The 26,514-nt window shown below is 61.2% G+C and carries 15 protein-coding genes; 10 read left to right on the top strand and 5 right to left on the bottom strand.

The features are described 5' to 3' along the window. The first annotated feature begins 155 nt into the window (after positions 1-155). The 6 genes from QK296_RS20545 to QK296_RS20520 all read left to right on the top strand — a co-directional run bounded on the left by QK296_RS20545 (position 156) and on the right by QK296_RS20520 (position 12,455). A complete protein-coding gene (locus QK296_RS20545; protein WP_003190969.1) occupies positions 156-1,454 on the top strand; it encodes an MdtA/MuxA family multidrug efflux RND transporter periplasmic adaptor subunit in 1,299 nt (432 codons plus the stop codon). Continuing rightward, positions 1,451-4,552 carry an MdtB/MuxB family multidrug efflux RND transporter permease subunit gene (locus QK296_RS20540; protein ID WP_003190970.1) on the top strand — a complete coding sequence of 1,034 codons (3,102 nt, stop codon included), beginning with the start codon at positions 1,451-1,453 and terminating at the stop codon, positions 4,550-4,552. The genes QK296_RS20545 and QK296_RS20540 overlap by 4 nt, the downstream gene beginning before the upstream one ends. Then, the gene (locus QK296_RS20535) at positions 4,549-7,656 is read left to right on the top strand and encodes an efflux RND transporter permease subunit (RefSeq protein WP_003190971.1); all 3,108 of its coding nucleotides are present in this window, start codon (positions 4,549-4,551) and stop codon (positions 7,654-7,656) included. Before QK296_RS20540 ends, QK296_RS20535 begins: the two co-directional genes overlap by 4 nt. Further along, positions 7,653-9,194, top strand: a complete 1,542-nt coding sequence (locus QK296_RS20530; protein WP_094775048.1) for an efflux transporter outer membrane subunit — start codon at positions 7,653-7,655, stop codon at positions 9,192-9,194. The genes QK296_RS20535 and QK296_RS20530 overlap by 4 nt, the downstream gene beginning before the upstream one ends. 363 nt (positions 9,195-9,557) lie before the next feature. Continuing rightward, positions 9,558-11,654 (top strand): EAL domain-containing protein, encoded by a 2,097-nt coding sequence (locus QK296_RS20525; protein ID WP_282391242.1) that lies wholly within the window; start codon positions 9,558-9,560, stop codon positions 11,652-11,654. A 54-nt stretch (positions 11,655-11,708) separates the two neighbouring features. Further along, entirely contained in the window at positions 11,709-12,455 is a 747-nt protein-coding gene (locus QK296_RS20520; RefSeq protein ID WP_034135501.1) for an SDR family oxidoreductase, read from the top strand. Positions 12,456-12,467: 12 nt separating this feature from the next. Here the strand turns inward: QK296_RS20520 and QK296_RS20515 are convergent, their stop codons facing one another. The 4 genes from QK296_RS20515 to QK296_RS20500 form a co-directional block, all read right to left on the bottom strand. Further along, positions 12,468-12,956 (bottom strand): hypothetical protein, encoded by a 489-nt coding sequence (locus tag QK296_RS20515; RefSeq protein WP_244175822.1) that lies wholly within the window; start codon positions 12,954-12,956, stop codon positions 12,468-12,470. 63 nt (positions 12,957-13,019) lie between these two features. Beyond that, on the bottom strand, positions 13,020-14,429 hold the full coding sequence (gene mapR, locus QK296_RS20510) for a GntR family transcriptional regulator MpaR (RefSeq protein WP_282391241.1): 1,410 nt from the start codon (positions 14,427-14,429) through the stop codon (positions 13,020-13,022). Between the two features lie 155 nt (positions 14,430-14,584). Next, a complete protein-coding gene (gene ccoG, locus QK296_RS20505) occupies positions 14,585-15,994 on the bottom strand; it encodes a cytochrome c oxidase accessory protein CcoG (protein WP_094775045.1) in 1,410 nt (469 codons plus the stop codon). A gap of 184 nt (positions 15,995-16,178) precedes the next feature. Beyond that, the gene (locus tag QK296_RS20500; protein ID WP_057709922.1) at positions 16,179-16,418 is read right to left on the bottom strand and encodes a DUF3203 family protein; all 240 of its coding nucleotides are present in this window, start codon (positions 16,416-16,418) and stop codon (positions 16,179-16,181) included. Between the two features lie 123 nt (positions 16,419-16,541). Here QK296_RS20500 and QK296_RS20495 point away from each other — a divergent pair, with 123 nt between their 5' ends. Beyond that, complete coding sequence (locus QK296_RS20495; RefSeq protein WP_003190981.1) at positions 16,542-17,039, top strand: MgtC/SapB family protein; 498 nt, start codon at positions 16,542-16,544, stop codon at positions 17,037-17,039. Between the two features lie 5 nt (positions 17,040-17,044). Here the strand turns inward: QK296_RS20495 and QK296_RS20490 are convergent, their stop codons facing one another. Continuing rightward, positions 17,045-18,193, bottom strand: coding sequence for a M10 family metallopeptidase C-terminal domain-containing protein (locus QK296_RS20490; RefSeq protein ID WP_282391240.1), 1,149 nt, complete (start codon positions 18,191-18,193; stop codon positions 17,045-17,047). Positions 18,194-18,741: 548 nt separating this feature from the next. On the opposite strand from QK296_RS20490, the gene QK296_RS20485 reads away from it, so the two are divergent. The 3 genes from QK296_RS20485 to glgB all read left to right on the top strand — a co-directional run bounded on the left by QK296_RS20485 (position 18,742) and on the right by glgB (position 26,514). Then, positions 18,742-20,730 carry an alpha-1,4-glucan--maltose-1-phosphate maltosyltransferase gene (locus QK296_RS20485; RefSeq protein ID WP_282391239.1) on the top strand — a complete coding sequence of 663 codons (1,989 nt, stop codon included), beginning with the start codon at positions 18,742-18,744 and terminating at the stop codon, positions 20,728-20,730. A 193-nt stretch (positions 20,731-20,923) separates the two neighbouring features. Beyond that, complete coding sequence (gene treS / locus QK296_RS20480) at positions 20,924-24,271, top strand: maltose alpha-D-glucosyltransferase (protein WP_282391238.1); 3,348 nt, start codon at positions 20,924-20,926, stop codon at positions 24,269-24,271. Continuing rightward, on the top strand, positions 24,268-26,514 hold the full coding sequence (glgB, locus tag QK296_RS20475) for a 1,4-alpha-glucan branching protein GlgB (protein ID WP_282391237.1): 2,247 nt from the start codon (positions 24,268-24,270) through the stop codon (positions 26,512-26,514). Before treS ends, glgB begins: the two co-directional genes overlap by 4 nt.

Genomic DNA, 26,514 nt, shown 5'->3' with positions numbered 1-26,514 from the left:
TTATTTGAGCGTCAGCGGCTTAGCGAAATAGCCGGTGGACTAAGATCAAAAAGTTAAACGTTGTAAGCCTAAGGTAAATAGCCGGTAAAGGTGCTTTTCTAAACGCACCCCAGTGCTTATCTTTCAGCCTCCCGAAGAAGAAGCTCTCACCCCCAATGGTTGATCACTCCATGCAATCCTCCTCCCGCAACTCCCGCCGCTGGCTGTTTGGCCTGCTCGTGCTGCTGGTTATCGCCGGCCTGTGCTGGAAATTCTGGCCCAGTGGCGCAGCCCATAAAGATGCTCCGGCGGGGCACACGGGCAAGACCGGCATGGCGCGCCCGGGCTTCGGTGGTTCCACCGGGCCGGTACCGGTGCGTGTGGCGCCGGCGGTGCTGGGGGAATTTCCGGTGTACTACAAGGCCCTGGGTACGGTCACGGCGCTGAACACCATTAATGTGCGCAGCCGGGTGGGCGGTGAGCTGGTCAAGATCGCCTTCGAGGAAGGGCAGATGGTCAAGGCCGGCGACCTGCTGGCAGAAATCGACCCGCGCAGCTACCAGAACGCTTTGCTCCAGGCCCAGGGCACCTTGCTGCAGAACCAGGCCCAGTTGAAGAACGCCCAGGTCGATGTACAGCGTTACCGCGACCTGTACGCCCAGGACAGTATCGCCAAGCAAACTCTGGACACCGCCGAAGCGCTGGTTCTGCAATACCAGGGCACGGTCAAGACCAACCAGGGCGCGGTGGACGACGCCAAGCTCAACCTGGAATTCACCAAGATCCGCGCGCCCATCAGTGGCCGCGTCGGTTTGCGCCAGCTTGACGTCGGCAACCTCGTCGCCGCCAACGACACCACCGCCCTGGCGGTGATCACCCAGACCCAGCCGATCAGCGTGGCCTTCACCCTGCCGGAAAATACCCTGGAAACCGTGTTGGCCCGTTATCACGCAGGCAACAAGTTGCCCGTGGAAGCCTGGGACCGTAGCGACGTGAAAAAACAGGCGGTCGGTGTACTGCAAAGCCTGGACAACCAGATTGACGTGACTACCGGCACGCTGAAATTCAAGGCGCGTTTCGATAACAAGGACCAGGCGCTGTTCCCCAACCAGTTCGTCAATGTGCACCTGCTGGCCGACACCTTGAACAACGTAGTGCTGGCGCCCTCCGCGGCGATCCAGTTCGGCAACAATGGCACCTTTGTCTACAAGCTCGACGGCGACAAGAAGGTCAAGGTCCAGCCGCTGGTGGTGGGCGACACCGACGGCGAAAACACCGTGATCAAGGAAGGCCTGGCCGCTGGCGACCGCGTGGTGCTGGAAGGCACCGACCGCCTCAAGGACGGCAGCGAGATCGAAGTGGTCAACGCCAGCAGCGAGGTGCCGACCACCCCGACCGAACACCTGCAAGGCAAGCCCGCAGCGAAAGGGGAGACCGGTGCTGACGCCGGCAAGGCGCAAAAGGTCGGTTCATGAACCTGTCGCGCCTGTTCATCCTTCGCCCGGTCGCCACCACGCTGAGCATGCTGGCCATTGTCCTGGCCGGCATCATTTCGTACCGCCTGCTGCCGGTATCGGCGTTGCCCCAGGTGGATTACCCGACCATCCGGGTGATGACCCTGTACCCCGGCGCCAGCCCCGATGTGATGACCAGCGCGGTCACCGCACCGCTGGAGCGTCAGTTCGGGCAGATGCCCGGGCTGACCCAGATGGCGTCTACCAGCTCCGGCGGTGCCTCGGTACTGACCCTGCGTTTCAACCTCGACATCAATATGGATGTCGCCGAGCAACAGGTGCAGGCTGCGATCAACGCCGCCACCAACCTGCTGCCCAAGGATTTGCCGGCGCCGCCGGTGTACAACAAGGTCAACCCGGCGGATACCCCGGTGCTGACCCTGGCAATCACCTCCAAGACCATGTTGTTGCCCAAGCTCAATGACTTGGTCGACACGCGCATGGCGCAGAAAATCGCGCAGATCAGCGGCGTCGGCATGGTCAGCATCGCCGGTGGTCAGCGCCAGGCCGTGCGCATCAAGGTCAACCCCGAGGCCCTGGCGGCCAATGGCTTGAATCTCTCGGACGTGCGCGCCCTGATCGCCGCCTCCAACGTCAACCAGCCCAAGGGTAACTTTGACGGCCCCACCCGCGTGTCGATGCTCGATGCCAACGACCAGTTGGTTTCGCCTGAGCAATATGCCGAACTGATCCTGGCCTACAACAATGGTGCGCCGCTGCGGCTCAAGGATGTGGCGCAGATCGTCGACGGTGCCGAAAACGAACGTCTTGCCGCCTGGGCCAACGAGAACCAGGCCGTGCTGCTCAATATCCAGCGCCAGCCAGGCGCCAACGTGATCGAGGTGGTGGACCGCATCAAGGCCCTGCTGCCCAGCATCACCGACAACCTGCCGGCCGGCCTGGACGTGACGGTGCTCACCGACCGCACCCAGACCATCCGCGCCTCGGTCAAAGACGTGCAGCACGAATTGCTGATCGCCATTGCCCTGGTGGTGATGGTGACGTTCCTGTTCCTGCGCCGCGTCAGCGCCACGATCATTCCGTCCATCGCCGTGCCGCTGTCCCTGGTGGGCACCTTTGGCGTGATGTACCTGGCCGGATTCTCCATCAATAACCTGACACTGATGGCCCTGACCATCGCCACCGGGTTTGTGGTGGACGACGCCATCGTGATGCTGGAAAACATCTCGCGCTATATCGAGGAAGGCGAGACGCCGATGGCGGCCGCGCTCAAGGGCGCCAAGCAGATCGGTTTCACCCTGATATCCCTGACCTTGTCGCTGATTGCGGTGTTGATCCCGCTGCTGTTCATGGCTGATGTGGTCGGGCGGCTGTTCCGCGAATTTGCTATCACCCTGGCAGTGGCGATCCTGATTTCCCTGGTAGTGTCCCTGACCCTCACGCCCATGATGTGCGCGCGCCTGCTCAAGCGCGAACCCAAGGAAGAAGAGCAGGGCCGCTTCTACAAAGCCAGCGGCGCCTGGATTGATTGGCTGATTGAAGCCTACGGCCGCAAGCTGCAATGGGTGCTCAAGCACCAGCCGCTGACGTTGCTGGTGGCCATCGCCACCCTGGGCCTTACGGTGGTGCTGTACCTGGTGGTGCCCAAGGGCTTTTTCCCGGTGCAGGACACCGGGGTGATCCAGGGCATTTCCGAAGCGCCGCAGTCGATTTCCTTTGCGGCCATGAGCCAACGCCAGCAGGAGTTGGCGAAGATCATCCTCGCCGACCCTGCGGTCGAGAGCCTGTCGTCCTACATTGGTGTGGACGGCGATAACGCCACCCTCAACAGCGGCCGCTTGCTGATCAACCTCAAGGCCCACGGCCAGCGCGACTTGAGCGCCGCCCAGGTGATCACCCGCCTGCAACCGCAGATCGACAAGCTGGTGGGCATCCGCCTGTTCATGCAGCCGGTGCAGGACCTCACCATCGAGGACCGGGTCAGCCGTACCCAGTACCAGTTCAGCATGTCCTCGCCGGACGCCGAGTTGTTGGCATTGTGGAGCGGCAAGCTGGTGCACGCCCTCAGCCAGTTGCCGGAACTCACCGACGTCGCCAGTGACCTGCAGGACAAGGGCTTGCAGGTGTACCTGGTGATTGATCGCGATGCGGCCTCGCGCCTGGGCGTGAGTGTTTCGACCATCACCGATGCGCTGTATGACGCCTTCGGCCAGCGCCAGATCTCCACCATCTACACCCAGGCCAGCCAGTACCGGGTGGTGTTGCAGGCCCAGTCCGGCGAAACCCTCGGCCCGGCGGCCCTCAACCAGATCCATGTGAAAACCACCGACGGTGGCCAGGTACGCCTGTCGAGCCTGGCCCATGTGGAACAGCGCCAGGCGCAATTGGCGATTGCCCATATCGGCCAGTTCCCGGCGGTGATGATGTCGTTCAACCTGGCGCCCGGCGTGGCGCTGGGCAAAGGCGTGGAGCTGATCAACCAGACCCAGAAGGACATCGGCATGCCGGTGGGCGTGCAAACCCAGTTCCAGGGGGCGGCCCAGGCGTTCGAAGCCTCGTTGTCGAGCACCTTGCTGTTGATCCTGGCGGCGGTGGTCACCATGTACATCGTGCTCGGTGTGCTCTATGAGAGCTATATCCACCCGATCACTATCCTCTCGACCTTGCCGTCGGCGGCAGTGGGGGCCTTGCTGGCGTTGCTGCTCAGCGGCAATGACCTGGGCATGATCGCGATCATCGGCATCATCCTGTTGATCGGTATCGTGAAAAAGAATGCGATCATGATGATCGACTTCGCCCTCGACGCCGAACGCAACCAGGGCCTGGACCCACAGACGGCGATCTACCAGGCCGCGCTGTTGCGCTTCCGGCCGATCCTGATGACCACCCTGGCGGCCTTGTTCGGTGCGGTGCCGTTGATGCTCGCCAGTGGCTCCGGCGCCGAACTGCGCCAGCCCCTGGGCCTGGTGATGGTCGGTGGCTTGCTGGTAAGCCAGGTGCTGACGCTGTTCACCACGCCGGTGATCTACCTGTACTTCGATCGTCTTGGCCGGCGCTGGCGCAAAGAGCCGCAACGCCTGGAGCCGGTTGAGCCATGAACCTGTCCGGACCTTTCATCCGCCGGCCGGTAGCCACCATGCTGCTGAGCCTGGCGATCATGTTGCTCGGTGGCGTGAGCTTCAACCTGTTGCCGGTGTCGCCATTGCCGCAGATCGACTTCCCGGTGATTGTGGTGTCGGCCAGCTTGCCCGGTGCCAGCCCCGAGGTGATGGCTTCCACGGTGGCCACGCCGCTGGAGCGCTCATTCGGCGCGATTGCCGGTATCACCACCATGAGCAGTTCCTCGAGCCAGGGCTCTACCCGGGTGATTCTGGCGTTCGATTCCGACCGCGACATCAACGGCGCGGCGCGGGAAGTGCAGGCGGCCATCAACGCATCGCGCAACCTGCTGCCCAGCGGCATGCGCAGCATGCCCACCTACAAGAAGATCAACCCGTCCCAGGCGCCGATCATGGTGCTGTCGCTGACCTCCGACGTGCTGCAGAAAGGGCAGTTGTATGACCTGGCCTCGACCATCCTGTCCCAGAGCCTGTCCCAGGTGCCGGGCGTGGGCGAAGTGCAGATCGGCGGCAGTTCGCTGCCGGCGGTGCGCATCGAGCTGGAACCCAAGGCCCTCGATCAGTACGGCGTCGCCCTGGACGATGTGCGCAACACCATCGCCAACGCCAACCAGCGCCGGCCCAAAGGCTCCCTGGAAGACAGCGAGCGCAACTGGCAGATCCAGGCCAACGATCAGTTGGAAAAAGCCAAGGACTATGAGCCCCTGCTGATTCGCTACCAAGACGGCGCCGCCCTGCGCCTCAAGGACGTGGCGAAGATCACTGATGGCGTTGAAGACCGCTACAACAGCGGCTTCTTCAACAATGATTCGGCGGTGTTGCTGGTGATCAACCGCCAGTCCGGCGCCAACATCATCGAAACCGTACGGCAGATCAAGGCGCAGTTGCCGGCGTTGCAGGCGGTGTTGCCGTCCAGCGTCAAGCTCAGCCTGGCCATGGACCGCTCGCCCGTGATCACCGCCACCCTGCATGAAGCGGAAATGACCCTGCTGATTGCCGTGGGGCTGGTGATCCTGGTGGTGTACCTGTTCTTGGGTAACTTCCGTGCTTCGCTGATCCCGACCCTGGCGGTGCCGGTGTCGTTGGTGGGCACTTTTGCGGTGATGTACCTGTACGGTTTTTCGCTGAACAACTTTTCGCTGATGGCGCTGATCCTCGCCACCGGGCTGGTGGTGGACGATGCCATCGTGGTGCTGGAGAACATTTCCCGGCACATCGACGAGGGCGTGCCACCGATGAAAGCCGCCTACCTGGGCGCCCAGGAAGTCGGCTTTACCTTGCTGTCAATGAACGTGTCGCTGGTGGCGGTGTTCCTGTCCATTCTGTTCATGGGCGGGATCGTCACCAACCTGTTCCGTGAGTTTTCCATCACCTTGTCGGCGGCGATCATCGTCTCGCTGATTGTTTCGCTGACCCTGACGCCCATGCTGTGCGCCCGCTGGTTGAAGCCGCATGTGAAGGACCGGCAGACCGGTTTGCAGCGCTGGAGCCAGAAGGTCAACGACCGTATGGTCGCCGGCTACGCCACCAGCCTGGACTGGGTGCTGCGCCATCGGCGCCTGACCTTGCTCAGCCTGTTGGTCACCGTGGGCGTGAATATCGCGCTGTACGTGGTGGTGCCCAAAACCTTCATGCCCCAGCAGGACACCGGCCAGTTGATCGGTTTTGTGCGCGGTGACGATGGCCTGTCGTTCAGCGTGATGCAGCCCAAGATGGAGATCTTTCGCCAGGCGGTGCTCAAGGACCCGGCGGTGCTCAGCGTGGCCGGTTTTATCGGCGGTAATAACGGCACCAACAACGCGGTGATGCTGGTGCGCCTCAAGCCGATCAGTGAACGCAAGATCTCCGCCCAGGCAGTGATCGAGCGCCTGCGCAAAGAGGTACCGCTGGTGCCGGGCGGGCGTTTGTTCCTGATGGCCGACCAGGACCTGCAATTTGGTGGCAGCCGCGACCAGACCAGCGCGCAGTATTCCTACATCCTGCAAAGCGGTGACTTGGCCGCGCTGCGCCTGTGGTACCCGAAAGTGGTGGCAGCCATGCGTGAATTGCCAGAGCTGACCGCCATCGACGCCCGCGAAGGCCGGGGCGCGGCCCAGGTCACGCTGATTGTCGACCGCGACCAGGCCAAGCGCCTGGGTATCGACATGGACATGGTCACGGCGGTGCTCAACAACGCTTACAGCCAGCGGCAGATTTCCACCATCTACGACAGCCTCAACCAGTACCAGGTGGTGATGGAGGTCAACCCCAAATACGCCCAGGACCCGATCACCCTCAACCAGATGCAGGTGATCACCGCCGACGGCGCACGGGTGCCGTTGTCGACCATTGCCCATTATGAGAACAGCCTGGCCGACGACCGCGTCAGCCATGAAGGCCAGTTTGCTTCGGAGAATATCGCCTTCGACATGGCGCCCGGGGTCACGGTGGAGCAGGGCACGGCGGCCATCGAGCGTGCGATTGCCAAGGTCGGGCTGCCCGAAGACGTGATCGCCAAGATGGCAGGCACTGCCGATGCGTTCGCCGCGACCCAGAAAGGCCAGCCGTTCATGATTCTCGGCGCGCTGGTGGCGGTGTACCTGGTGCTGGGTATTTTGTATGAAAGCTACATTCACCCGCTGACCATCTTGTCTACGTTGCCGTCGGCCGGTGTCGGTGCGTTGTTGGCGATCTACTTGCTGGGCGGCGAGTTCAGCCTGATCTCCTTGCTGGGCTTGTTCCTGTTGATCGGCGTGGTGAAGAAAAACGCGATCCTGATGATCGACCTAGCGCTGCAACTGGAACGCAACGACGGCATGAGCCCGCTGGAGTCGATCCGCAGTGCTTGCCTGTTGCGGCTGCGGCCGATCCTGATGACGACCCTGGCCGCGATCCTCGGTGCCTTGCCGTTGCTGCTCGGCAGCGGCGACGGCGCGGAAATGCGTCACCCGCTGGGCCTGACCATCATTGGCGGCCTGGTGTTCAGCCAGATCCTGACCCTTTACACCACCCCGGTGGTTTACCTTTACCTGGACCGCGCGCGCCACCGCTTCAACGCCTGGCGCGGCGTGCGTACCGATGCTGCCCTGGACACTGCGCTATGACCGACCCAACCAACGCCCCTGCAACCCCTGTAGGAGCGAGCTTGCTCGCGAAGAACGCCCATGCGCCGCGCTCATCAAGAATGAGCGCGTTATCGTTGACGGCGTTCGCGAGCAAGCTCGCTCCTACAGTGGGCCTGGCTATGTTGCTCAGCGCCTGCGCCATTGGCCCTGACTACAAACGCCCGGAGGTCATCGAGCCGGTGCAATTCAAGGAGGCCCAGGGCTGGCGCCAGGCCAACCCCAGCGACTCCCTGGCCCGCGGCGCCTGGTGGGAGCTGTACGGTGACCGTCAACTCAACGACCTGGTGGTGCGCCTCAACGCCTCCAACCAGACCGTCGCCCAGGCCGAAGCGCGTTTTCGTCAGGCAAAGGCCCTGGTGCGCAGCTCACGCGGGGCGTTTTACCCCAGCGTTGACCTGAGCGTTGGCAAAACCCGCGCCAGCCAGGGCACCGGCAGCAGCAGTGCCAGTCTCAGCAGTTCCAGTAGCGGAATTCGCGACACCCTTAACGCCCAGTTAGGCGTGAGTTGGGAAGCCGATATCTGGGGCAAATTGCGCCGTGGCCTGGAGGCCAACGAAGCCAGCGCCGAGGCAAGCTCGGCCGACCTGGCCGCAATGCGCCTGAGCCAACAGTCGGAACTGGTGCAAAGCTACCTGCAATTGCGGGTCATGGACGAGCAGACGCGCCTGCTGCAAGCCACGTTGGACACCTACCAGCGCTCGTTGAAAATGACCGAAAACCAGTACCGTGCCGGTGTGGCCGGCAAGGATGCCATCGCCCAGGCGCAAACTCAGCTCAAGACCACCCAGGCCAGCCTGATTGACCTGATCTGGCAGCGCGCCCAGCTGGAAAACGCCATTGCGGTGTTGATCGGCGAGGCGCCAGCCAACTTCAACTTGGCGGTGAGCAAAGACATCCCGGCCCTGCCGCAGATACCGGTGAGCCTGCCGTCCCAATTGCTGGAGCGTCGCCCCGATATCGCCTCGGCCGAACGCTCGGTGATCGCCGCCAACGCCAATATTGGCGTGGCCAAGGCGGCCTATTACCCTGACCTGACCTTGAGCTTGGCGGGGGGCTACTCCAGCAGTACCTATGAAGATTGGATCAGCCTGCCGAACCGCTTCTGGTCGGTGGGGCCGAAACTGGCCATGACCCTGTTCGATGGCGGCCAGCGCTCGGCGGAAGTTGACCGTACCGTGGCCAGCTATGACGAGACCGTGGCCAAGTACCGCCAGACCGTGCTGGACGGTTTTCGTGAGGTGGAAAACTACATGGTCCAGCTCAAGGTGCTCGCCGATGAGGCGGTGGTCAGCAATGAAGCGCTGGAAGCGGCGCGTGAATCCTTGCGCTTGACCGAAAACCAATACAAGGCCGGGTTGATTGCCTATCTGGATGTGGTCACGGTGCAGGCGACGGCCCTGAGCAACGAGCGCACCGTGTTGACCTTGCTGCAATCGCGGCTGGTGGCCAGTGTGCAATTGATCGCCGCCTTGGGCGGAGGTTGGGACGGCCAGACCTCCCTGGCTGAAAAGGAATAACCGGGTGCGCCGCGCATTCTGTGGGAGCAAGACCCAATGTGTGGGCTTGCCCCAATGTCAGTCAGTTAAGCACAGCTCCCTGTGGGAGCTGGCTTGCCTGCGAAAGCGTTAGTGCAGTAGCAGATGGGGTGACTGACACACCGCTTTCGCGGGCAAGCCCGCTCCCACAGGGGATTTGCGCAAACCCCGCATTTTGATGTCCGTGACGTCGTTGAAAACACCTGCTGAAGCCAGCCGATTGACGCCAAAAACTGCGTAATGGCTAACGGATCAATTAATCACCTGCCTCGGATTCATACTCGCTACAATCGCCCGATTTGCCACCCGGCACGGGCTTTGCGCCGGTCGCCTGCGAGACGTCCCATGCTGATCGGTAGCTATTCAACCTCCCTTGTCGTGATTTCCCTGTGCGTGGCCATCCTGGCGTCCTACACCGCCTTGGACCTTGCCGGGCGTATCGCAACCGCCAAGGGGCGGGCTGTTTACCTATGGATTACTGGCGGCGCAGTGGCGATGGGCATCGGCATCTGGTCCATGCACTTTATCGGGATGCTGGCCCTGCGCCTGCCGTTTGCCCTGGGCTTTGACGTAGCCATTACCCTGTTTTCGCTGTTGATCGCCGTGTTATCCAGCGGGTTTGCGTTATGGCTGGTCAGCCAGCCACGCTTACCGGCCTGGCAACTGGCATTTGGCTCGCTGGTGATGGGCGCCGGTATCGCCAGCATGCACTACACCGGCATGGCCGCGATGCGCATGACACCCGGCATTGATTACGACCCGACCTTGTTCGGCGCTTCGTTGGTGATCGCGGTGGTGGCGTCCGGCGCCGCCCTGTGGATTGCCTTCAACCTACGGCGCAACACACCTTTTGTACGGCTGGCACGGGGTGGCGCCGCCGTGGTGATGGGCGTGGCTATCGTGGGGATGCACTACACCGGGATGGCTGCGGCGCGCTTTGCCGATGGCAGCTTCTGCGGCGCCGCCTTGACCGGCTTGAGCGGCAAGGGCCTGGATAACCTGGTCTTGGTCACTTCGCTGGCGGTGCTGGTCATTGCGCTCTTGACCTCGGTGCTGGATGCGCGGCTGGAAGCGCGCACCGCCGTACTCGCCGATTCCCTGACCCTGGCCAATCAGGAACTTACCCACCTGGCCCTGCATGACATGCTCACCGGCCTGCCCAATCGCACGTTGTTGGCTGATCGCATTCAACAAGGCATCCAGGCGGTGAACGAGCGGGGCGGTTGCTTTGCCTTGATGTTTATCGACCTGGATGGTTTCAAGCCGGTCAACGATGCCTTTGGCCATCACCTGGGCGACCAGTTGCTGCGCGAGGTCGGCTTGCGCTTGCGCGAGGATTTGCGCAGCCAGGACACCCTGGCCCGCATCGGCGGTGATGAGTTTGTGTTGCTGGTGCAGCTCACCCAGCCCGACGATGCCATGGGCTTGGCCGAGCGCCAGGTGAGCCTGATCAATCGCACCTTCACGGTGGCCGAACATGAGTTGCAGATTTCGGCGAGCATCGGTATCGCCATGTTCCCGGGCAACGGTAATAACCCCCAGGAACTGCTGATGAACGCCGACGCGGCGATGTATCACGCCAAGGGCATGGGCAAGAACGGCTACAGCTTCTTCGATGTGTCGATGAACACCAATGCGCGCAAACAACTGCAATTGCTGCAGGATCTGCGCAATGCCCTGGAGCAGGGGCAGTTTCGTTTGCATTACCAACCCAAGTTCGACGCCGTCAGTGGTCTTGCCGTAGGGGCCGAGGCGCTGTTGCGCTGGGAGCATCCGCAACAGGGCTTGCTGATGCCCGCTACGTTTATCGCATTGGCGGAGAAAACCGGGCTGATCATTCCCATCGGCGAGTGGGTACTCGATGAAGCCTGTCGCCAGATGCGCCTGTGGTACGCCCAGGGTTATGAGAGCTGGCGCATCGCCGTCAACCTGTCGGCGTTGCAGTTCTGCCACGCCGGCTTGGTCAATAGCGTAGCGGCCGCGCTGGAGCGTCATCAATTGCCGGCCAACAGCCTCACGCTGGAAATCACCGAGACCACCGCCATGAGCGATGCCGACGCGAGCATGACGGTGTTGCAGCAGCTCTCGGATATGGGCGTGGACCTGTCCATCGATGACTTTGGCACCGGTTACTCCAGCCTGATGTACCTCAAGCGCCTGCCGGCCAACGAGTTGAAGATCGACCGTGGTTTTGTGCGTGATCTGGAACACGACAGCGACGACGCGGCCATCGTCTCGGCCATCGTGGCCCTGGGCCAGGCCCTGGGCCTGCGAATTGTCGCTGAAGGCGTGGAGACCGATATGCAGCAGGACTTCCTCACCCGCCTGGGATGTGACGCCTTGCAAGGTTTCTTGTTGGGGCACCCGTTGCCAGCCGACAGCTTCATGGCCAATATCCGGCGCACCGAAGAGCCGGTAGCGCCTGACAAAAGCATTAAGTGAAAGGTATTCTTGGATCCAACCTTAAACATCCGGTTGAATCAGGAGGCCGCAGCCATGGACAAAGTCGTCATCATCACGGGGGGCAGCCGTGGCATTGGCGCCCAGACAGCATTGCTCGCCGCTCGCCAGGGCTATCGCATCTGCATCAACTACCAGGCGGATGAAGGCGCGGCCCACCGTGTACTTGAACAGGTGCGTGCGTTGGGCGCCCAGGCGATTGCCGTGCGGGCCGATGTCAGCAATGAGGATGAAGTGATCGGCCTGTTCAATCGCGTTGATGCGGAATTGGGTCGGGTCACTGCGCTGGTCAACAACGCTGGCACCGTGGGGCACAAGTCACGGGTCGATGAGATGTCCGAGTTTCGTATCCTCAAAATCCTCAAGACCAATGTGCTGGGCCCGATCCTGTGTGCCAAGCACGCGGTGTTGCGCATGTCGCCCCGCCATGGCGGGCAGGGCGGCAGTATCGTCAACGTGTCGTCGGTGGCGGCGCGGCTGGGCTCGCCGGGTGAGTATGTTGACTACGCTGCCTCCAAGGGGGCGCTGGATACCTTCACTATCGGCCTATCGAAAGAGGTCGCAGGTGAGGGCATCCGTGTCAACGCGGTACGCCCTGGCTATATCTTTACCGATTTTCATGCTTTGAGCGGCGACCCGGACCGGGTCAGCAAGCTGGAGTCCGGAATCCCGATGGCGCGTGGCGGGCGCCCGGATGAAGTGGCGGAGGCCATTATCTGGTTACTGTCGGACAAGGCGTCGTATTCCACCGGAACGTTCATTGACCTGGGCGGTGGCCGTTAAGGCGCTGGCCGATCAGGTCCGCAGCGTGCGCAGCACCTCGTAGCCGTACCATGAGAATTGCCGGAGCAGGTCGGCTTCGGAGTGCTTCACCACGCGATAGCCGCAGTTGGAAAAACCCTCGATATGGCCATTACGGCTATCGCTGCCATTGAGGGTTCGGTCATCGACGTTATCGAGAAAACGCAGCACTTTATCTAGGTCGTAGGCCGCATTGGCTCGAGCTTTGGGGTCTGGATTAGCGTTTGTCCAGTCACCGACCTGTCGCTTGAGGTCATCGACGACCTGATAGAAATCGCAGCCTTTGAGGAAGTTTTTTGTCACGCTACTGTGCTCGATGATCGCCTCTGCCGAGCGATGATCACCGGCAGGGCGTCCGTTCGGGCCTGTCATCTGGCGCACCTGCTGTTGTTCCGCCCAGCGCATATAGTGGCGAGGGACGGGAAAAGGCCTCAGGTTGCGAGGCACACGTGTTGGCAGCGAGCAGTTTTTCCAGGTGATCACGCAGGTCTCGTTATTCGGTCTGTGGAGGCCTCTGAGTCGTTAAGACGCGACGGTAGGTTCCATTTAGAACGAGCGCACAATCCGCCCCAATGTCTCCATGGCCTTCTCCGAGGCTTCGTTCCACGGGCTGCCATAGTTCAAGCGTATGCAGTTTCTGAAGCGCTGGGTCGCGGAAAAGATCGGCCCCGGCGCAATGCTGATGCCCTGGGCCAGGGCCATCTGGAACAGTTTCAGCGAGTCGGTCTGCTCCGGCAATTCCAACCACAGAAAATAGCCTCCTGCCGGCTGGCTGACCCGGGTTTGCGCCGGAAAGTAGCGGGCGATGGCCGCCAGCATGGCGCTTTGCTGTTCTTCCAGGGCGTAGCGCAGTTTGCGCAGGTGCCGGTCATAGCCGCCGTGTTGCAGGTAATCGGCAATCGCCGCCTGGGCCGGCATCGATGGGCACAGTGAGGTCATCAGTTTCAACCGCTCGACCTTCTGCGCGAAGCGCCCGGCGGCGACCCAGCCCACGCGGTAACCCGGTGCCAGGCTCTTGGCAAAAGAGCCGCAGTGCATCACCAGCCCTTCGGTATCGAAGGCCTTGGCCGGCTTTGGGGCTTGTTGCCCGTAATACAGCTCGGCATATACATCATCTTCGATTAACGGCACTTGATGGCTGCGCAACAGCTCCACCAGCGCCTGTTTTTTCTCCTCAGGCAGCGTGGCGCCCATGGGGTTCTGGAAGCTGGTCATGGTCCAGCAAGCCTTGATCGGATAGCGCTCAAGGCTTTGGGCCAAGGCGTTCAGGTCGATACCGTCACGCGGATGCACCGGAATCTCCACGGCCTTGAGCTTCAAGCGTTCAAGCACTTGCAAGCAGGCGTAGAACGCCGGCGCTTCGATGGCGACCAGGTCGCCCGGTTCGGTCACGGCCTGCAGGCACAGGTTGAGCGCTTCGAGGGCGCCGTTGGTGATCAGCAGCTCCTCCATTGGCAGCATCAGGCCGCCGACCATATAGCGCAGGGCAATCTGCCGGCGCAGTTGCGGGTTGCCTGGCGACATGTCGGTGACCACCAGGCGTGGGTCCATTTCGCGGCTGGCACTGGCCAGGGAGCGAGCCAGGCGCGGCAGCGGGAACAGCATGGGGCTGGGGAAGGCCGAGCCGAAGGGCACGGTGTTGGGATCTTTGATCGAGTCCAGTACCGAGAACACCAGCTCGCTCACGCCCACATCGGTGGACTCATGCACCTGCTCACTCACCACCGGTTCGGAAAACGGCCTGGGCGCATGGGTGTTGACGAAGTAGCCAGAGCGGGGGCGGGCGCGAATCAGGCCACGACGCTCCAGCAAGTAATAGGCCTGGAACACGGTGGACGGGCTGACGCCGTAGGCCTGGCTGGCATAGCGCACCGATGGCACGCGCTGGCCGGGGCCGAGGACGCCGGAGCGGATCAGTTCTGCGATGTCGTCGGCGAATTTTTCGTAGCGTTTCATGGCGGCCTAATTTGCTTTTTGAATGTGTACGCAAGGCGAACTGTGGGAGCTGGCTTGCCTGCAAAGGCGGTGTGTCAGTCAGTGCATCTGTTACTGCACTACCGCTTTCGCAGGCAAGCCAGCTCCCACATTTGATCTTTATTGTTGATGAAATATCAGCGATTCAAGGGCGCAACGAAGCGGCTGTCGGCAGCGGTATAAATCCACGGCTCATCCACATCCGTCACTTTAAAACGGATAGTTTGGGAACTGCTGGCCGGTGTGTCCGCCAGCAACGCCACCGACACCGGCACATCGACAATTTCCCCGGGCGCCAGGCTGACCTGGGTCTTGCCTTGCAACTGGAAGCCCTCGGCGTCCACCAGTTCCAGGCGGTAGTCCTGGCGCTGCTGGGTCTTGTTGATCACCTTGAGGCTGTAGATGTTCTCGATCAAGCCCTGGCTGTTTTCGCGGAACATACCACGGTCCTTGGTCACATCCAGCGACACCATCGGCCGTTCAATCAGCGCCACCACCAATGCCGCGATCATCACCAGCAGCACGGCACTGTAGCCGATCAGGCGTGGCCGCAGCAGGTGAGTCTTGCCCCCCTGCAATTGATGCTCACTGGTGTAACTGACCAAACCATGGGCATAGCCCATTTTGTCCATGATCGAATCACAGGCGTCGATACAGGCTGCGCAGCCGATGCATTCCATTTGCAGGCCGTCGCGGATGTCGATGCCGGTGGGGCATACCTGCACGCACAGTTGGCAGTCGATGCAATCGCCCAGGCCAACTTCGGCTGGCTGCACGTCACGTTTACGCGGGCCACGCTGCTCGCCACGGGCGGCGTCGTAGGAAATGGTCAGGGTGTCTTTATCAAACATCACGCTCTGGAACCGTGCATAGGGGCACATGTGCATGCACACCGCTTCGCGCAGCCAACCGGCATTGATGTAGGTGGCGCCGGTGAAAAACAGTACCCAGAACAGGCTCACGCCGCCCATCTGCCACGTCAGCAATTCAGCGGCCAAGGGACGGATGGGGGTGAAATAGCCCACAAACGTCAGCCCGGTCAACACACTGATGCCCAGCCACATCGTGTGTTTGGCCGAGCGGCGTGCCAGCTTATTCAGGCTCCAGGGTGCGGCCTGCAGTTTGATGCGCTGGTTGCGTTCACCCTCGGTGACCTTTTCACACCACATGAACAGCCAGGTGAACGAGCTTTGCGGGCAGGTGTAGCCGCACCAGACGCGGCCGGCAAACACCGTGATTGCAAAGAGGCCGAAGGCACAGATGATCAACAGCGCTGAAAGCAGGATGAAGTCCTGAGGCCAGAACGTCGCACCAAAGATGTGAAATTTGCTCTCGGCCAGGTCCCACAGTACGGCTTGGCGCCCACCCCAGTTCAGCCACACGGTGCCGAAAAAAGCCAGGAACAGCAGGCCGGCACCGCCCACGCGCAAGGTGCGAAACAGCCCGGTAAAACTGCGGGTATGGATCAGGTTGTCGCTGGATGTGGCCTTCACCTTCTTTGGGTGAATGGGCTCAAAGGTTTCCACGGTTGGGATTCGTTCGCTCATGGTCGTTCGCTCATCAGCCTCCATCAGGCCGATGAACTATGGGCGACGGGCTGTTTGCATAACAGACTCAGGTGGAATGATAAAAAGCGGATCAGATAGGTTTGGCGCGTTCGTGTGCGTCAATGTGCTGCACCCCCAGGGCCTAGGGGGGCAGGGAGTCAGTGGGTTCGATGATACAGATCAATTAAATTACCGAACCAGGTGCTGCCGCCTTCACATGGTTACGGCTGTCCGTGGCCCCTTCAACCGTAAGTTTGTCGGCCTCAGCTTCAGTGATGTATATCCGTTTGCCAGCCAAGTCCACACAGGACATGGCTTTGTCATTGTCGGTAAGGATGGTCACCCGGGTGGCTGGCAGGCTTTGTTCCTGGCCGTTGTCGTCGAGTGTGAAGTAGCACAGATGATTTTCGATGCGTACGGTCATGACAATCTCCGTTTTGTGGGCTATGCAGCGTTAGGCGGCCGCCATGCGGGCCGGTTCCAGGCAACTGACTGGCGGTCTGCGCTGTCCATCCTTTATCTATCCATAATAAAAAGGAGCGCATCCATGGACGCCTGGTGGCATCTGGTGTGGCAAACCCTGCAAGCCGAATTCGCGGACATCGGCGATGCCCGGCAACTCACCCAAGTGACCGTGCGCCTGCTGATCGCGGCGATCCTCGGCGGCATCCTGGGGTTTGAGCGTGAACACAAGGGCAAGGCGGCCGGGGTGCGTACTCATATGCTGGTGGCACTGGGCGCCGCGCTGTTCGTGCTGGTGCCGCAGATGTCCGGCAACCAGGCAGATGCCATGAGCCGTGTGGTTCAAGGGGTGATTGCGGGCATTGGCTTTCTCGGTGCTGGCACCATCCTCAAGGGCAAGGAAGACGAGGAGGGCCAGCATGTGAAGGGCCTGACCACGGCGGCGGGGTTGTGGATGACCGCCGCCATTGGCGTGGCGGCGGGCATGGGCCGTGAATCGACAGCGGTACTCAGTACGCTGCTGGCGTTGGTGGTATTCAGTGTGATGCCCCGGGTCGTCAAGCTGCTGGACAAGGATGAGTGACAGGGTCAGGTGGTGAGGTTGCTGTACCTGACCTCACCGAAGACTTTCACCACGAAGGGCGGCTCTCCCGGGTTGCCGGAAATCATTACCACGCTCGTATTATTGGCCGGGTTGTAGTGAACCTGCACTTCGCCACTGGCGCCTGAGAAATTTTCTACCGATTTCAAAGGTTTGTTGCCGAGTTGCTTGCGAATGGCCGTTACATCGAGCTTGTCTCTGTTGTGGTCAAAATCCATCACCTCCTGAGGCGCATCGAAGTTCGAGTCGCGGATACTGTGGAAGGTGAAGGTCTGACCAATGTCAATCCTGGAATCGTTGCTGTTGCTGTTGCTGTTGCTGTTGCTGTTGTTGTCGGGTTTGAGGCTGTCTGCCTCAGCCGATGAATTGTCCGGTTGCGGGGTCGGCTCGCCGAGGTCCACTTCCTTGCCGATCTCGAAGAGGGCCGAGGCGAGTGGCGTACTCTGGCGCACTCGCTGTTGGGCATAGGATTCCTCAACGCGTAGCTCATCTAAGACTTGCATGGATTGGCTGAAACTCTCCTCGGGGTCAGAACTGGCGGTGCGGGCGCGGATCTCTTGAGGGCTCAAGCCCGGTCGCTCGATATGCGAGGATTGCTCATGAATCATCTGCAGGCTTGACTGACCTAGACGCTCCTTCACTTTGGTAATCAGTTTGCGCGCTTCGTCTGCATCCGGGCCATGCAGCATCGACTTGACATTTTCCTTGCTTAACAGGCTACCGATCTCGGCCAACTTCTGGGCGCTCTCCTGCGAGTTTGGCTCGCGCAGCATCTGGGTAATACTCTCCCGGCTGGCGAGCGCACGAAGTTGGGCGAGCCGGGGGGCGTCTGCACCGGGCGCCTGCGGCTCCACGTCTGTAGTCGGTGCAGTGGTGGGCGCAGTTGAGGCTTGCTCCTCGGGCGCATCGGTACCGGGCGCCTGCTGTTTTAGGCTTGTCGAGGGGCTAGGGTTGGGCGGGGTAGAAGCTTGCGGCGCCCTGGGGAGGTCCGATGGATGCCTGTCAGGCTCTTTCCTGCGCATGATTCCGCTGGGGCCGGCCCTTAATAAATCGTTCAGTTTCTGTCGATCATCGCTGACCGGACGTTGTTGTAGGCCATGCATATCGGGCGTTGGTGGCAGTAGCGAAATGGACATAGAAGGTACTCGCGTTACGGACGGTATAGTCTGCGGCCAGCAAAAAGGCGGGTCAGCGCACGAGTAATGAATCTATCTTGGCCTTCGAGGGGGTGATCTCGGTGATGTCTGTAAAGCGAGTGGGAAAACTCAGCATCGCCTGCCCGCGATATTTGGTTCGCAAGCAAGCGTTCGCGGGCCTGTAAATCAGACGATAACGGGCGGCATCGTTGCGGGGGGTTCCTGCACGGGCGGTGGCTCGTTTTCAGGGGGCTCTTGTTCAGGAACGGGTCGGGGTTCTGTGGGCGGCAGCGGGGGCTCGTCGATATTTGGATCTTCGGGTTCAGGGGGTATCGGGATATTCATTGGTATGGCCTCGTTTGTGCTTTGCTCTATCGGTGGACCCTTGCCTGCGGGAAATGATTCCCGCCCAGTGGCGGTATATCCACCTGAACTTTTGAACAGCGCCCAGGCTCGGACCTTATACGGCCCTGCTCAGGGAGAGCGTCGCCGTTTCTGAATTCGGATCAAGCCAAGAGCGTCCACAGGGCGTAAGGGGAAGATGCTCGATGACTGCTGAAACACTGGTTCCAGAAGACTCCGTGCTGCCGTTGTCCCAGGCGCTGCTGTTACCCAGGATCGCGATCGAAAGCACCATGCCGGTCATCGACAACGGTGAGTTTGCCGTCAAGGCGGTGGTGGGTCAGCGGGTCCATGTGACCAGCAAAGTGTTCGCCGATGGCCACGATAAACTGGCGGTGTTGATCCGCTGGCGCGCGCTGGGAGATGAAAGCTGGCACAGCGTGGTCATGCTGGATATCGGCAACAATGGTTGGGAGGGCGCGTTTACCGTCGCCCGTCAAGGCCGCCATGAGTACTGCATCGAAGCCTGGATCGACACCTTTGCCAGCTTCTGTTACGAACTGCGCAAGAAGCATGAAGCTGGCGTGCCGGTCAGCCTGGAGTTACAGGAGGGCCGCAGCCTGGTCTTGCAGGCCGCCGAACGCAGTGACAATGAACTGCGTGACCGCTTGATGTTGTTGCACCATGAGCTCTCCGGCCTGTTGGAAACCGAGCAGGTGGCGTTGTTCCTGCACGAAGACAGTGCACACCTGATGACCCAGGCCGACCATCGGGCCTATTTGAGCGTCAGCCCCGCGTACCCGATTGACGTGGAGCGTGAGGCCGCACAATTTGCCAGTTGGTACGAGCTGTTTCCGCGCTCGATCACCGACGATCCTGCACGGCACGGCACGTTTAACGACGTCCACGCACGCTTGCCGATGATCCATGACATGGGCTTTGACGTGCTGTACTTCCCGCCGATCCACCCTATTGGCCGTAGCCACCGCAAGGGCAAGAACAACTCGCTCATCGCCGGCCCCGATGATCCCGGCAGCCCCTATGCCATCGGCAGTGAGGAGGGTGGTCACGAGGCGATCCACCCGCTGTTGGGCACGCGCGATGATTTTCGCCGGTTGGTCCAGGCCGCTGCCGACCACGGCCTGGAAATCGCCTTGGACTTCGCCATCCAGTGCTCCCAGGACCATCCATGGCTCAAGGAGCATCCGGGCTGGTTCAACTGGCGCCCGGACGGCACGATCAAGTACGCGGAAAACCCACCGAAAAAATACCAGGACATCGTTAACGTCGATTTCTACGCGGCCGACGCCATCCCGAGTCTGTGGACCGAACTGCGCGATATCGTGGTGGGCTGGGTGGAAGAGGGCGTGAAGACCTTTCGCGTCGACAACCCGCACACCAAGCCGCTGCCGTTCTGGCAATGGCTGATCAGCGACGTGCGCGCCAAGTACCCGGAGGTGATCTTCCTCGCCGAAGCCTTCACCACCCCGGCGATGATGGCGCGCCTGGGCAAGGTCGGCTATTCCCAGAGCTACACCTACTTCACGTGGCGCAACACCAAGGCTGAGCTGAGCGAATACCTCACCCAACTGAACCAGTCGCCCTGGCGTGAGTGCTACCGACCGAATTTCTTCGTCAACACGCCGGATGTCAATCCGGGTTTCCTGCATGAGTCCGGCCGTGCAGGCTTCCTGATCCGCGCCGCGCTGGCCACCATGGGTTCGGGGCTGTGGGGGATGTATTCAGGCTTTGAGTTGTGCGAAGCCGCGCCGGTGCCGGGCAAAGAGGAATACCTCGATTCGGAGAAGTACGAAATCCGCCCCCGCGACTTTACCGCGCCCGGCAACATCATCGCCGAGATCGCCCAGCTCAACCGCATCCGTCGCCAGAACCCGGCGTTGCAAACCCACCTGGGGCTCAAGCTCTACAACGCCTGGAACGACAACATCCTGTATTTCGGCAAGCGCAGCGAAGACGGCAGCAATTTCATTCTGGTCGCCGTCAACCTCGACCCGCACAACGCCCAGGAAGCCCACTTCGAATTGCCACTGTGGGAGATGGGCTTGCCCGACGATGCCCAGACCCAGGGCGAAGACTTGATGAACGGCCACCGCTGGACCTGGTACGGCAAGACCCAGTGGACCCGGCTGGAGCCGCAGATGCCGTTCGGCATCTGGCGCATCAGCCCATCCTGAGTGCTCGTTCCCACGCTCTGCGTGGGAACGCCTCACGTGACGCTCTGCGTGGGAACGCCTCACGTGACGCTCTGCGTGGGAATGCCTCACTTGACGCTCTGCGTCGCGCTTGGGACGCGGAGCGTCCGGGGCTGCATTCCCACGCGGAGCGTGGGAACGATCCTCGAGAACTTTGTATTTTCAGGAGTTTGCAATGGCCAAGAAACCCAAGGCAGCCACCTTTATCAAAGACCCGCTCTGGTACAAAGACGCGGTGATCTACCAGGTTCACGTCAAATCCTATTTCGACTCCAACAACGACGGCATTGGCGACTTTGCCGGGCTGATCGCCAAACTTGACTACATCGCTGACCTGGGCGTGAACACCATCTGGCTGCTGCCGTTCTACCCCTCGCCGCGCCGTGATGACGGCTACGACATTGCCGAATACCGCGGCGTGCACAGCGACTACGGGACGATGGCCGACGCCAAGCGCTTTATTGCCCAGGCCCACCAACGCGGGCTGCGGGTGATCACTGAACTGGTGATCAACCACACCTCCGACCAGCACCCCTGGTTCCAGCGTGCGCGCAAGGCCAAACCAGGCTCGGCGGCACGGGACTTCTACGTGTGGTCGGACGATGACCAGAAATACGACGGCACACGCATTATTTTCCTCGACACCGAAAAGTCCAACTGGACCTGGGACCCGGTGGCCGGCCAGTACTTCTGGCACCGCTTTTACTCGCACCAACCGGACCTCAACTTCGATAACCCGCAGGTCATGAAAGCGGTGCTGTCGGTGATGCGCTATTGGCTCGACCTGGGCATCGACGGCCTGCGCCTGGACGCCATCCCCTACCTGATCGAACGGGACGGCACCAACAACGAAAACCTGGCCGAAACCCACGACGTTCTCAAGCAGATCCGCGCCGAGATCGATGCCCATTACCCCGACCGCATGCTGCTGGCCGAAGCCAACCAATGGCCGGAAGACACGCAGCTGTACTTTGGCGACAGAAAGGGCGACGACGGCGATGAATGCCACATGGCGTTTCACTTCCCGCTGATGCCGCGCATGTACATGGCGTTGGCCCAGGAAGATCGCTTCCCCATCACCGACATTCTGCGCCAGACCCCGGAGATTCCCGCCAACTGCCAGTGGGCAATTTTCCTGCGCAACCATGATGAGCTGACCCTGGAAATGGTCACCGACAAAGAGCGCGACTACCTGTGGAACTACTACGCCGCAGACCGCCGCGCCCGTATCAACCTGGGCATTCGGCGACGCCTGGCGCCGCTGGTGGAGCGCGATCGTCGGCGGGTGGAATTGCTCAACAGCCTGTTGCTGTCGATGCCGGGCACGCCGACCTTGTACTACGGCGATGAAATCGGCATGGGCGACAACATCTACCTGGGCGACCGTGACGGCGTGCGCACGCCCATGCAATGGTCCATCGACCGCAATGGCGGGTTTTCCCGTGCCGACCCGGCCAGCCTGGTACTGCCGCCGATCATGGACCCGCAATATGGCTACCTGTCGGTCAACGTCGAGACCCAGGCGCAGGACCCGCACTCATTGCTCAACTGGACTCGGCGCATGCTCGCGGTGCGCAAACAGTCCAAGGCGTTTGGCCGTGGCAGCCTGAAAATGCTCTCGCCGACTAACCGGCGCATCCTGGCTTACACCCGTGAATACACCGGCCAAGACGGTCACACCGAGATCATCCTGTGCGTGGCCAACGTGTCGCGCAGCGCCCAGGCGGCGGAGCTGGACCTGTCGGCCTTCGCCGGCATGGTGCCGGTGGAGATGCTCGGCGGTAATGCCTTCCCGCCCATCGGCCAGCTGAATTTCCTGCTGACCCTGGCGCCCTATGGTTTCTATTGGTTCGTGCTGGCCGCGGAAAACCAGATGCCCAGTTGGCATGTGGAACCGGCGCAGAGCATGCCCGACTTCACCACTTTGGTACTGAAAAAACGCATGGAAGAGTTACTGGAAGAACCTTGCCGCACCAGCCTGGAACACACTTCACTGCCCGCCTGGCTGCCCAAGCGTCGCTGGTTTGCCGGCAAAGACACGGCAATCGACACGGTACACATCGCCTACGGCGTGCGTTTTGGCGACCCGCAACATCCGGTGTTGCTCAGTGAGATCGAAGTAACCAGTGCTGGCCAGGTCAACCGTTACCAACTGCCCTTGGGCTTCCTCGGCGAAGACCAGTTCACCAGCGCCTTGCCCCAGCAATTGGCCCTGGCGCGGGTGCGACGTAGCCGGCAGGTAGGGCTGGTAACCGATGCCTTCAGCCTTGAACATTTTATCCTTGAGGTGATCCAGGCCATGCAGGCCGGCACCGTGCTCAATACGCCTGACGGCGATCTGCGGTTTGAGGCAACTGAACACCTGGCCGCACTGCAACTGACCCGTGAATCGTCAGTGCGTTATCTGTCTGCCGAGCAGTCCAACAGCTCGGTGGTGGTGGGTGACAGCCTGGTGCTCAAGCTGATTCGTAAAGTCAGCGCCGGTGTGCACCCAGAGCTGGAAATGAGCGCCTACCTGACGGCCGCCGGCTACCCGAACATTTCGCCGCTGCTAGGCTTTATGAGCCGCCGCGACGGGCAAGGGCAGGACAACCTGCTGATGATTGCCCAGGGTTACCTGAGCAACCAGGGCGATGCCTGGAGCTGGACCCAGAACAACCTGGAGCGGGCGATCCGTGACGAGCTGGCCGACGCGATCTCTGAGCAGGAACAGCACTACAACGCCCTCGGCGAGCTGGCGGATTTTGCCGGTTTGCTCGGTCAGCGCCTGGGTGAAATGCACGTGGTATTGGGCGCACCAACGAGCGATAAAGCCTTCAAGCCCGAAGTCACCGCAGCCAAGGACACCCAAGCCTGGGCCAAGGATGTCGGCGCCCAGATCGAGCGCGCCCTGCAGTTGCTCAAGCTTCATCAAAGCCAGTTGAACCCCGCCGACCAGGCGTTGGTCAGTGAGTTACTGGCGCAGAAAAAAGCCATCGCGGCGCTTGTCCAGGCGTTGGCCAAAGCCACGGCGGGCGGATTGCGCATTCGCGTCCACGGTGACTTGCACCTGGGCCAGGTATTGGTGGTCAAGGGCGATGCCTACTTGATCGACTTCGAGGGCGAACCGGCGCGACCGCTGCATGAGCGGCGCGGCAAGCACAGCCCTTATAAGGATGTGAGCGGTGTGCTGCGTTCCTTCGATTATGCGGCGGCCATGGCGCTGAATGTGCAAGGGGTGGATCACACGCCAGAAGCGAACGCGGCGCGCAAGCGGGTGACCGACCGCTACCTGAATGAAGCCCGGCAGGCATTTACTCAGGCTTATCAGGCCGCTGCGTCTACACTGGCGCATGACTGGCAGGATGCCAACGGCCACGACGCAGCGCTGACCTTGTTCAGCCTGGAAAAGGCCGCGTACGAAGTGGCCTACGAAGCAGAAAACCGCCCGACCTGGCTGCCGGTGCCCCTGCAAGGGCTGCACGGCTTGCTGAGCGGGCTGACACCTATATCTAAACCTGTACGCGGTGGGGAGACGTCATGAGTTTTACACAGAGAGAACCGCTGCAGCCCAAGTTGACTGCATTGCCGGCGTCCAAGGACGTCGATGCGCTGGTGCGCGCCGAGCACCCCGATCCGTTTTCGATCCTGGGGCCCCATGATGACGAGCAGGGCGGCCAGTTTATCCGCGCATTCCTGCCAGAGGCCCTGAGTGTTCAGGTGCTGGCGCGTGACACAGGCGAGCCGTTTGGCAGCCTCGATGCCACCCAGGTGCCAGGCCTGTTTATTGGGCACTTCAGCACTCGCCAGCCCTACCTGCTGAAAATCCAGTGGGCCGGCGGTGAGCAGATCACCGAAGACCCTTACAGCTTCAGCCAATTGCTGCTGGGGGAGATGGACCTGTACCTGTTTGCCGAAGGCAATCATCGTGACCTGGGCAACTGCCTGGGGGCGCAGGTGGTCAGCGTCGATGGCGTGCAAGGCGTGCGCTTTGCCGTCTGGGCGCCGAACGCACGGCGGGTTTCGGTGGTGGGCGACTTCAATATCTGGGACGGGCGCCGTCATCCGATGCGCCTGCGCCATCCCTCGGGCGTGTGGGAAATCTTCATCCCGCGCCTGCAGCCGGGCGCGGCTTATAAGTACGAAATTCTCGGCGCCCACGGCATTTTGCCGCTCAAGGCCGACCCCGTGGCGCTGGCCACCCAACTGCCGCCGGACACCGCCTCGAAAGTTGCCGCACCTTTGCAAGTGGATTGGCAGGACCATGAGTGGATGCAATCGCGGGGCGACAAGCAGAAATCCACCGCGCCGTTGTCGATCTACGAGCTGCATGTGGGGTCCTGGCAGTGCGAGCTGGACGAGGCCGGTGAAGTGGCTCGGCAATATGGCTGGCGCGAATTGGCCGAGCGGCTGATTCCTTACGTTCAACAATTGGGCTTCACCCATATCGAACTGATGCCGATCATGGAGCACCCCTTTGGTGGCTCGTGGGGTTATCAAGCGTTATCCCAGTTTGCCCCCAGCGCGCGCTTTGGCTCGCCGGAAGACTTCGCCTGGTTCGTCAATGCCTGCCATCAGGCCGATATCGGCGTGATCCTTGATTGGGTGCCAGCGCATTTCCCCACCGATACCCACGGCCTGGCGCAATTTGACGGTACCGCGCTGTACGAATACGCCAACCCGCTGGAAGGTTTTCACCAGGACTGGGACACGCTGATCTACAACCTGGGCCGCACCGAGGTCCACGGTTTCATGCTCGCGTCGGCCTTGCACTGGCTCAAGCATTTCCACGTGGACGGCCTGCGTGTGGACGCAGTGGCCTCCATGCTGTATCGCGATTATTCGCGCAAGGCCGGTGAATGGGTGCCCAACCGTCATGGCGGCCGCGAGAACCTGGAAGCCATCGACTTCTTGCGGCACCTGAACGACGTGGTTGCCCTTGAAGCGCCGGGCGCCTTGGTGATTGCCGAGGAGTCCACAGCCTGGCCCGGCGTCAGCCAGCCGACCCAACAGGGTGGCCTGGGCTTCAACTACAAATGGAACATGGGCTGGATGCACGACTCCCTGCATTACATTCAGCAAGACCCGGTGTACCGCGCCCATCATCACAACGAGCTGAGTTTCGGGTTGGTGTATGCCTGGTCCGAGCGCTTCATCCTGCCGATTTCCCATGATGAGGTGGTACACGGCAAGCACTCGCTGATCGACAAGATGCCCGGCGACCGCTGGCAGAAATTTGCCAACCTGCGCGCCTATCTCAGTTTTATGTGGATGCACCCCGGCAAGAAGCTGCTGTTCATGGGCTGCGAATTTGGCCAATGGCGCGAGTGGAACCACGACCAGCAACTGGATTGGTATTTGCTGCAGTACCCCGAGCACCGTGGCGTGCAGAAGCTGGTGGGCGACCTGAACCGCCTGTACCGCGAAGAACCGGCGTTGCATGAACAGGACGATGCGCCCCAGGGCTTCCAATGGCTGATCGGTGATGACGCGATCAACAGCGTCTATGCCTGGCTGCGCTGGAGCAAAGATGGCAAGCCGGTGTTGGTGGTTGCCAACTTCACCCCGGTGCCCCGTGAAGGCTACGCAGTCGGTGTGCCGTTTGGCGGGCGCTGGAGTGAGGTGATCAACAGTGATGCCAATACCTACGCCGGCTCCAATTACGGGAATGGCGGAGCCGTGTTTACCCAAGATGAGCCGCGCCATGGGCAACCGGTGTCGTTGTCTTTGAACCTGCCGCCCCTGGGCGTGCTGATTTTGCGACCTCAAGAGCCTGAAACGCTCTAG

The sequence above is a fragment of the Pseudomonas sp. AL10 genome, from assembly GCF_029960685.1.
GTDB lineage: Bacteria > Pseudomonadota > Gammaproteobacteria > Pseudomonadales > Pseudomonadaceae > Aquipseudomonas > Aquipseudomonas lactis.
Note: the sequence above shows the minus strand (reverse complement) of the source record. Positions and strands in the feature narration are given on the sequence as shown.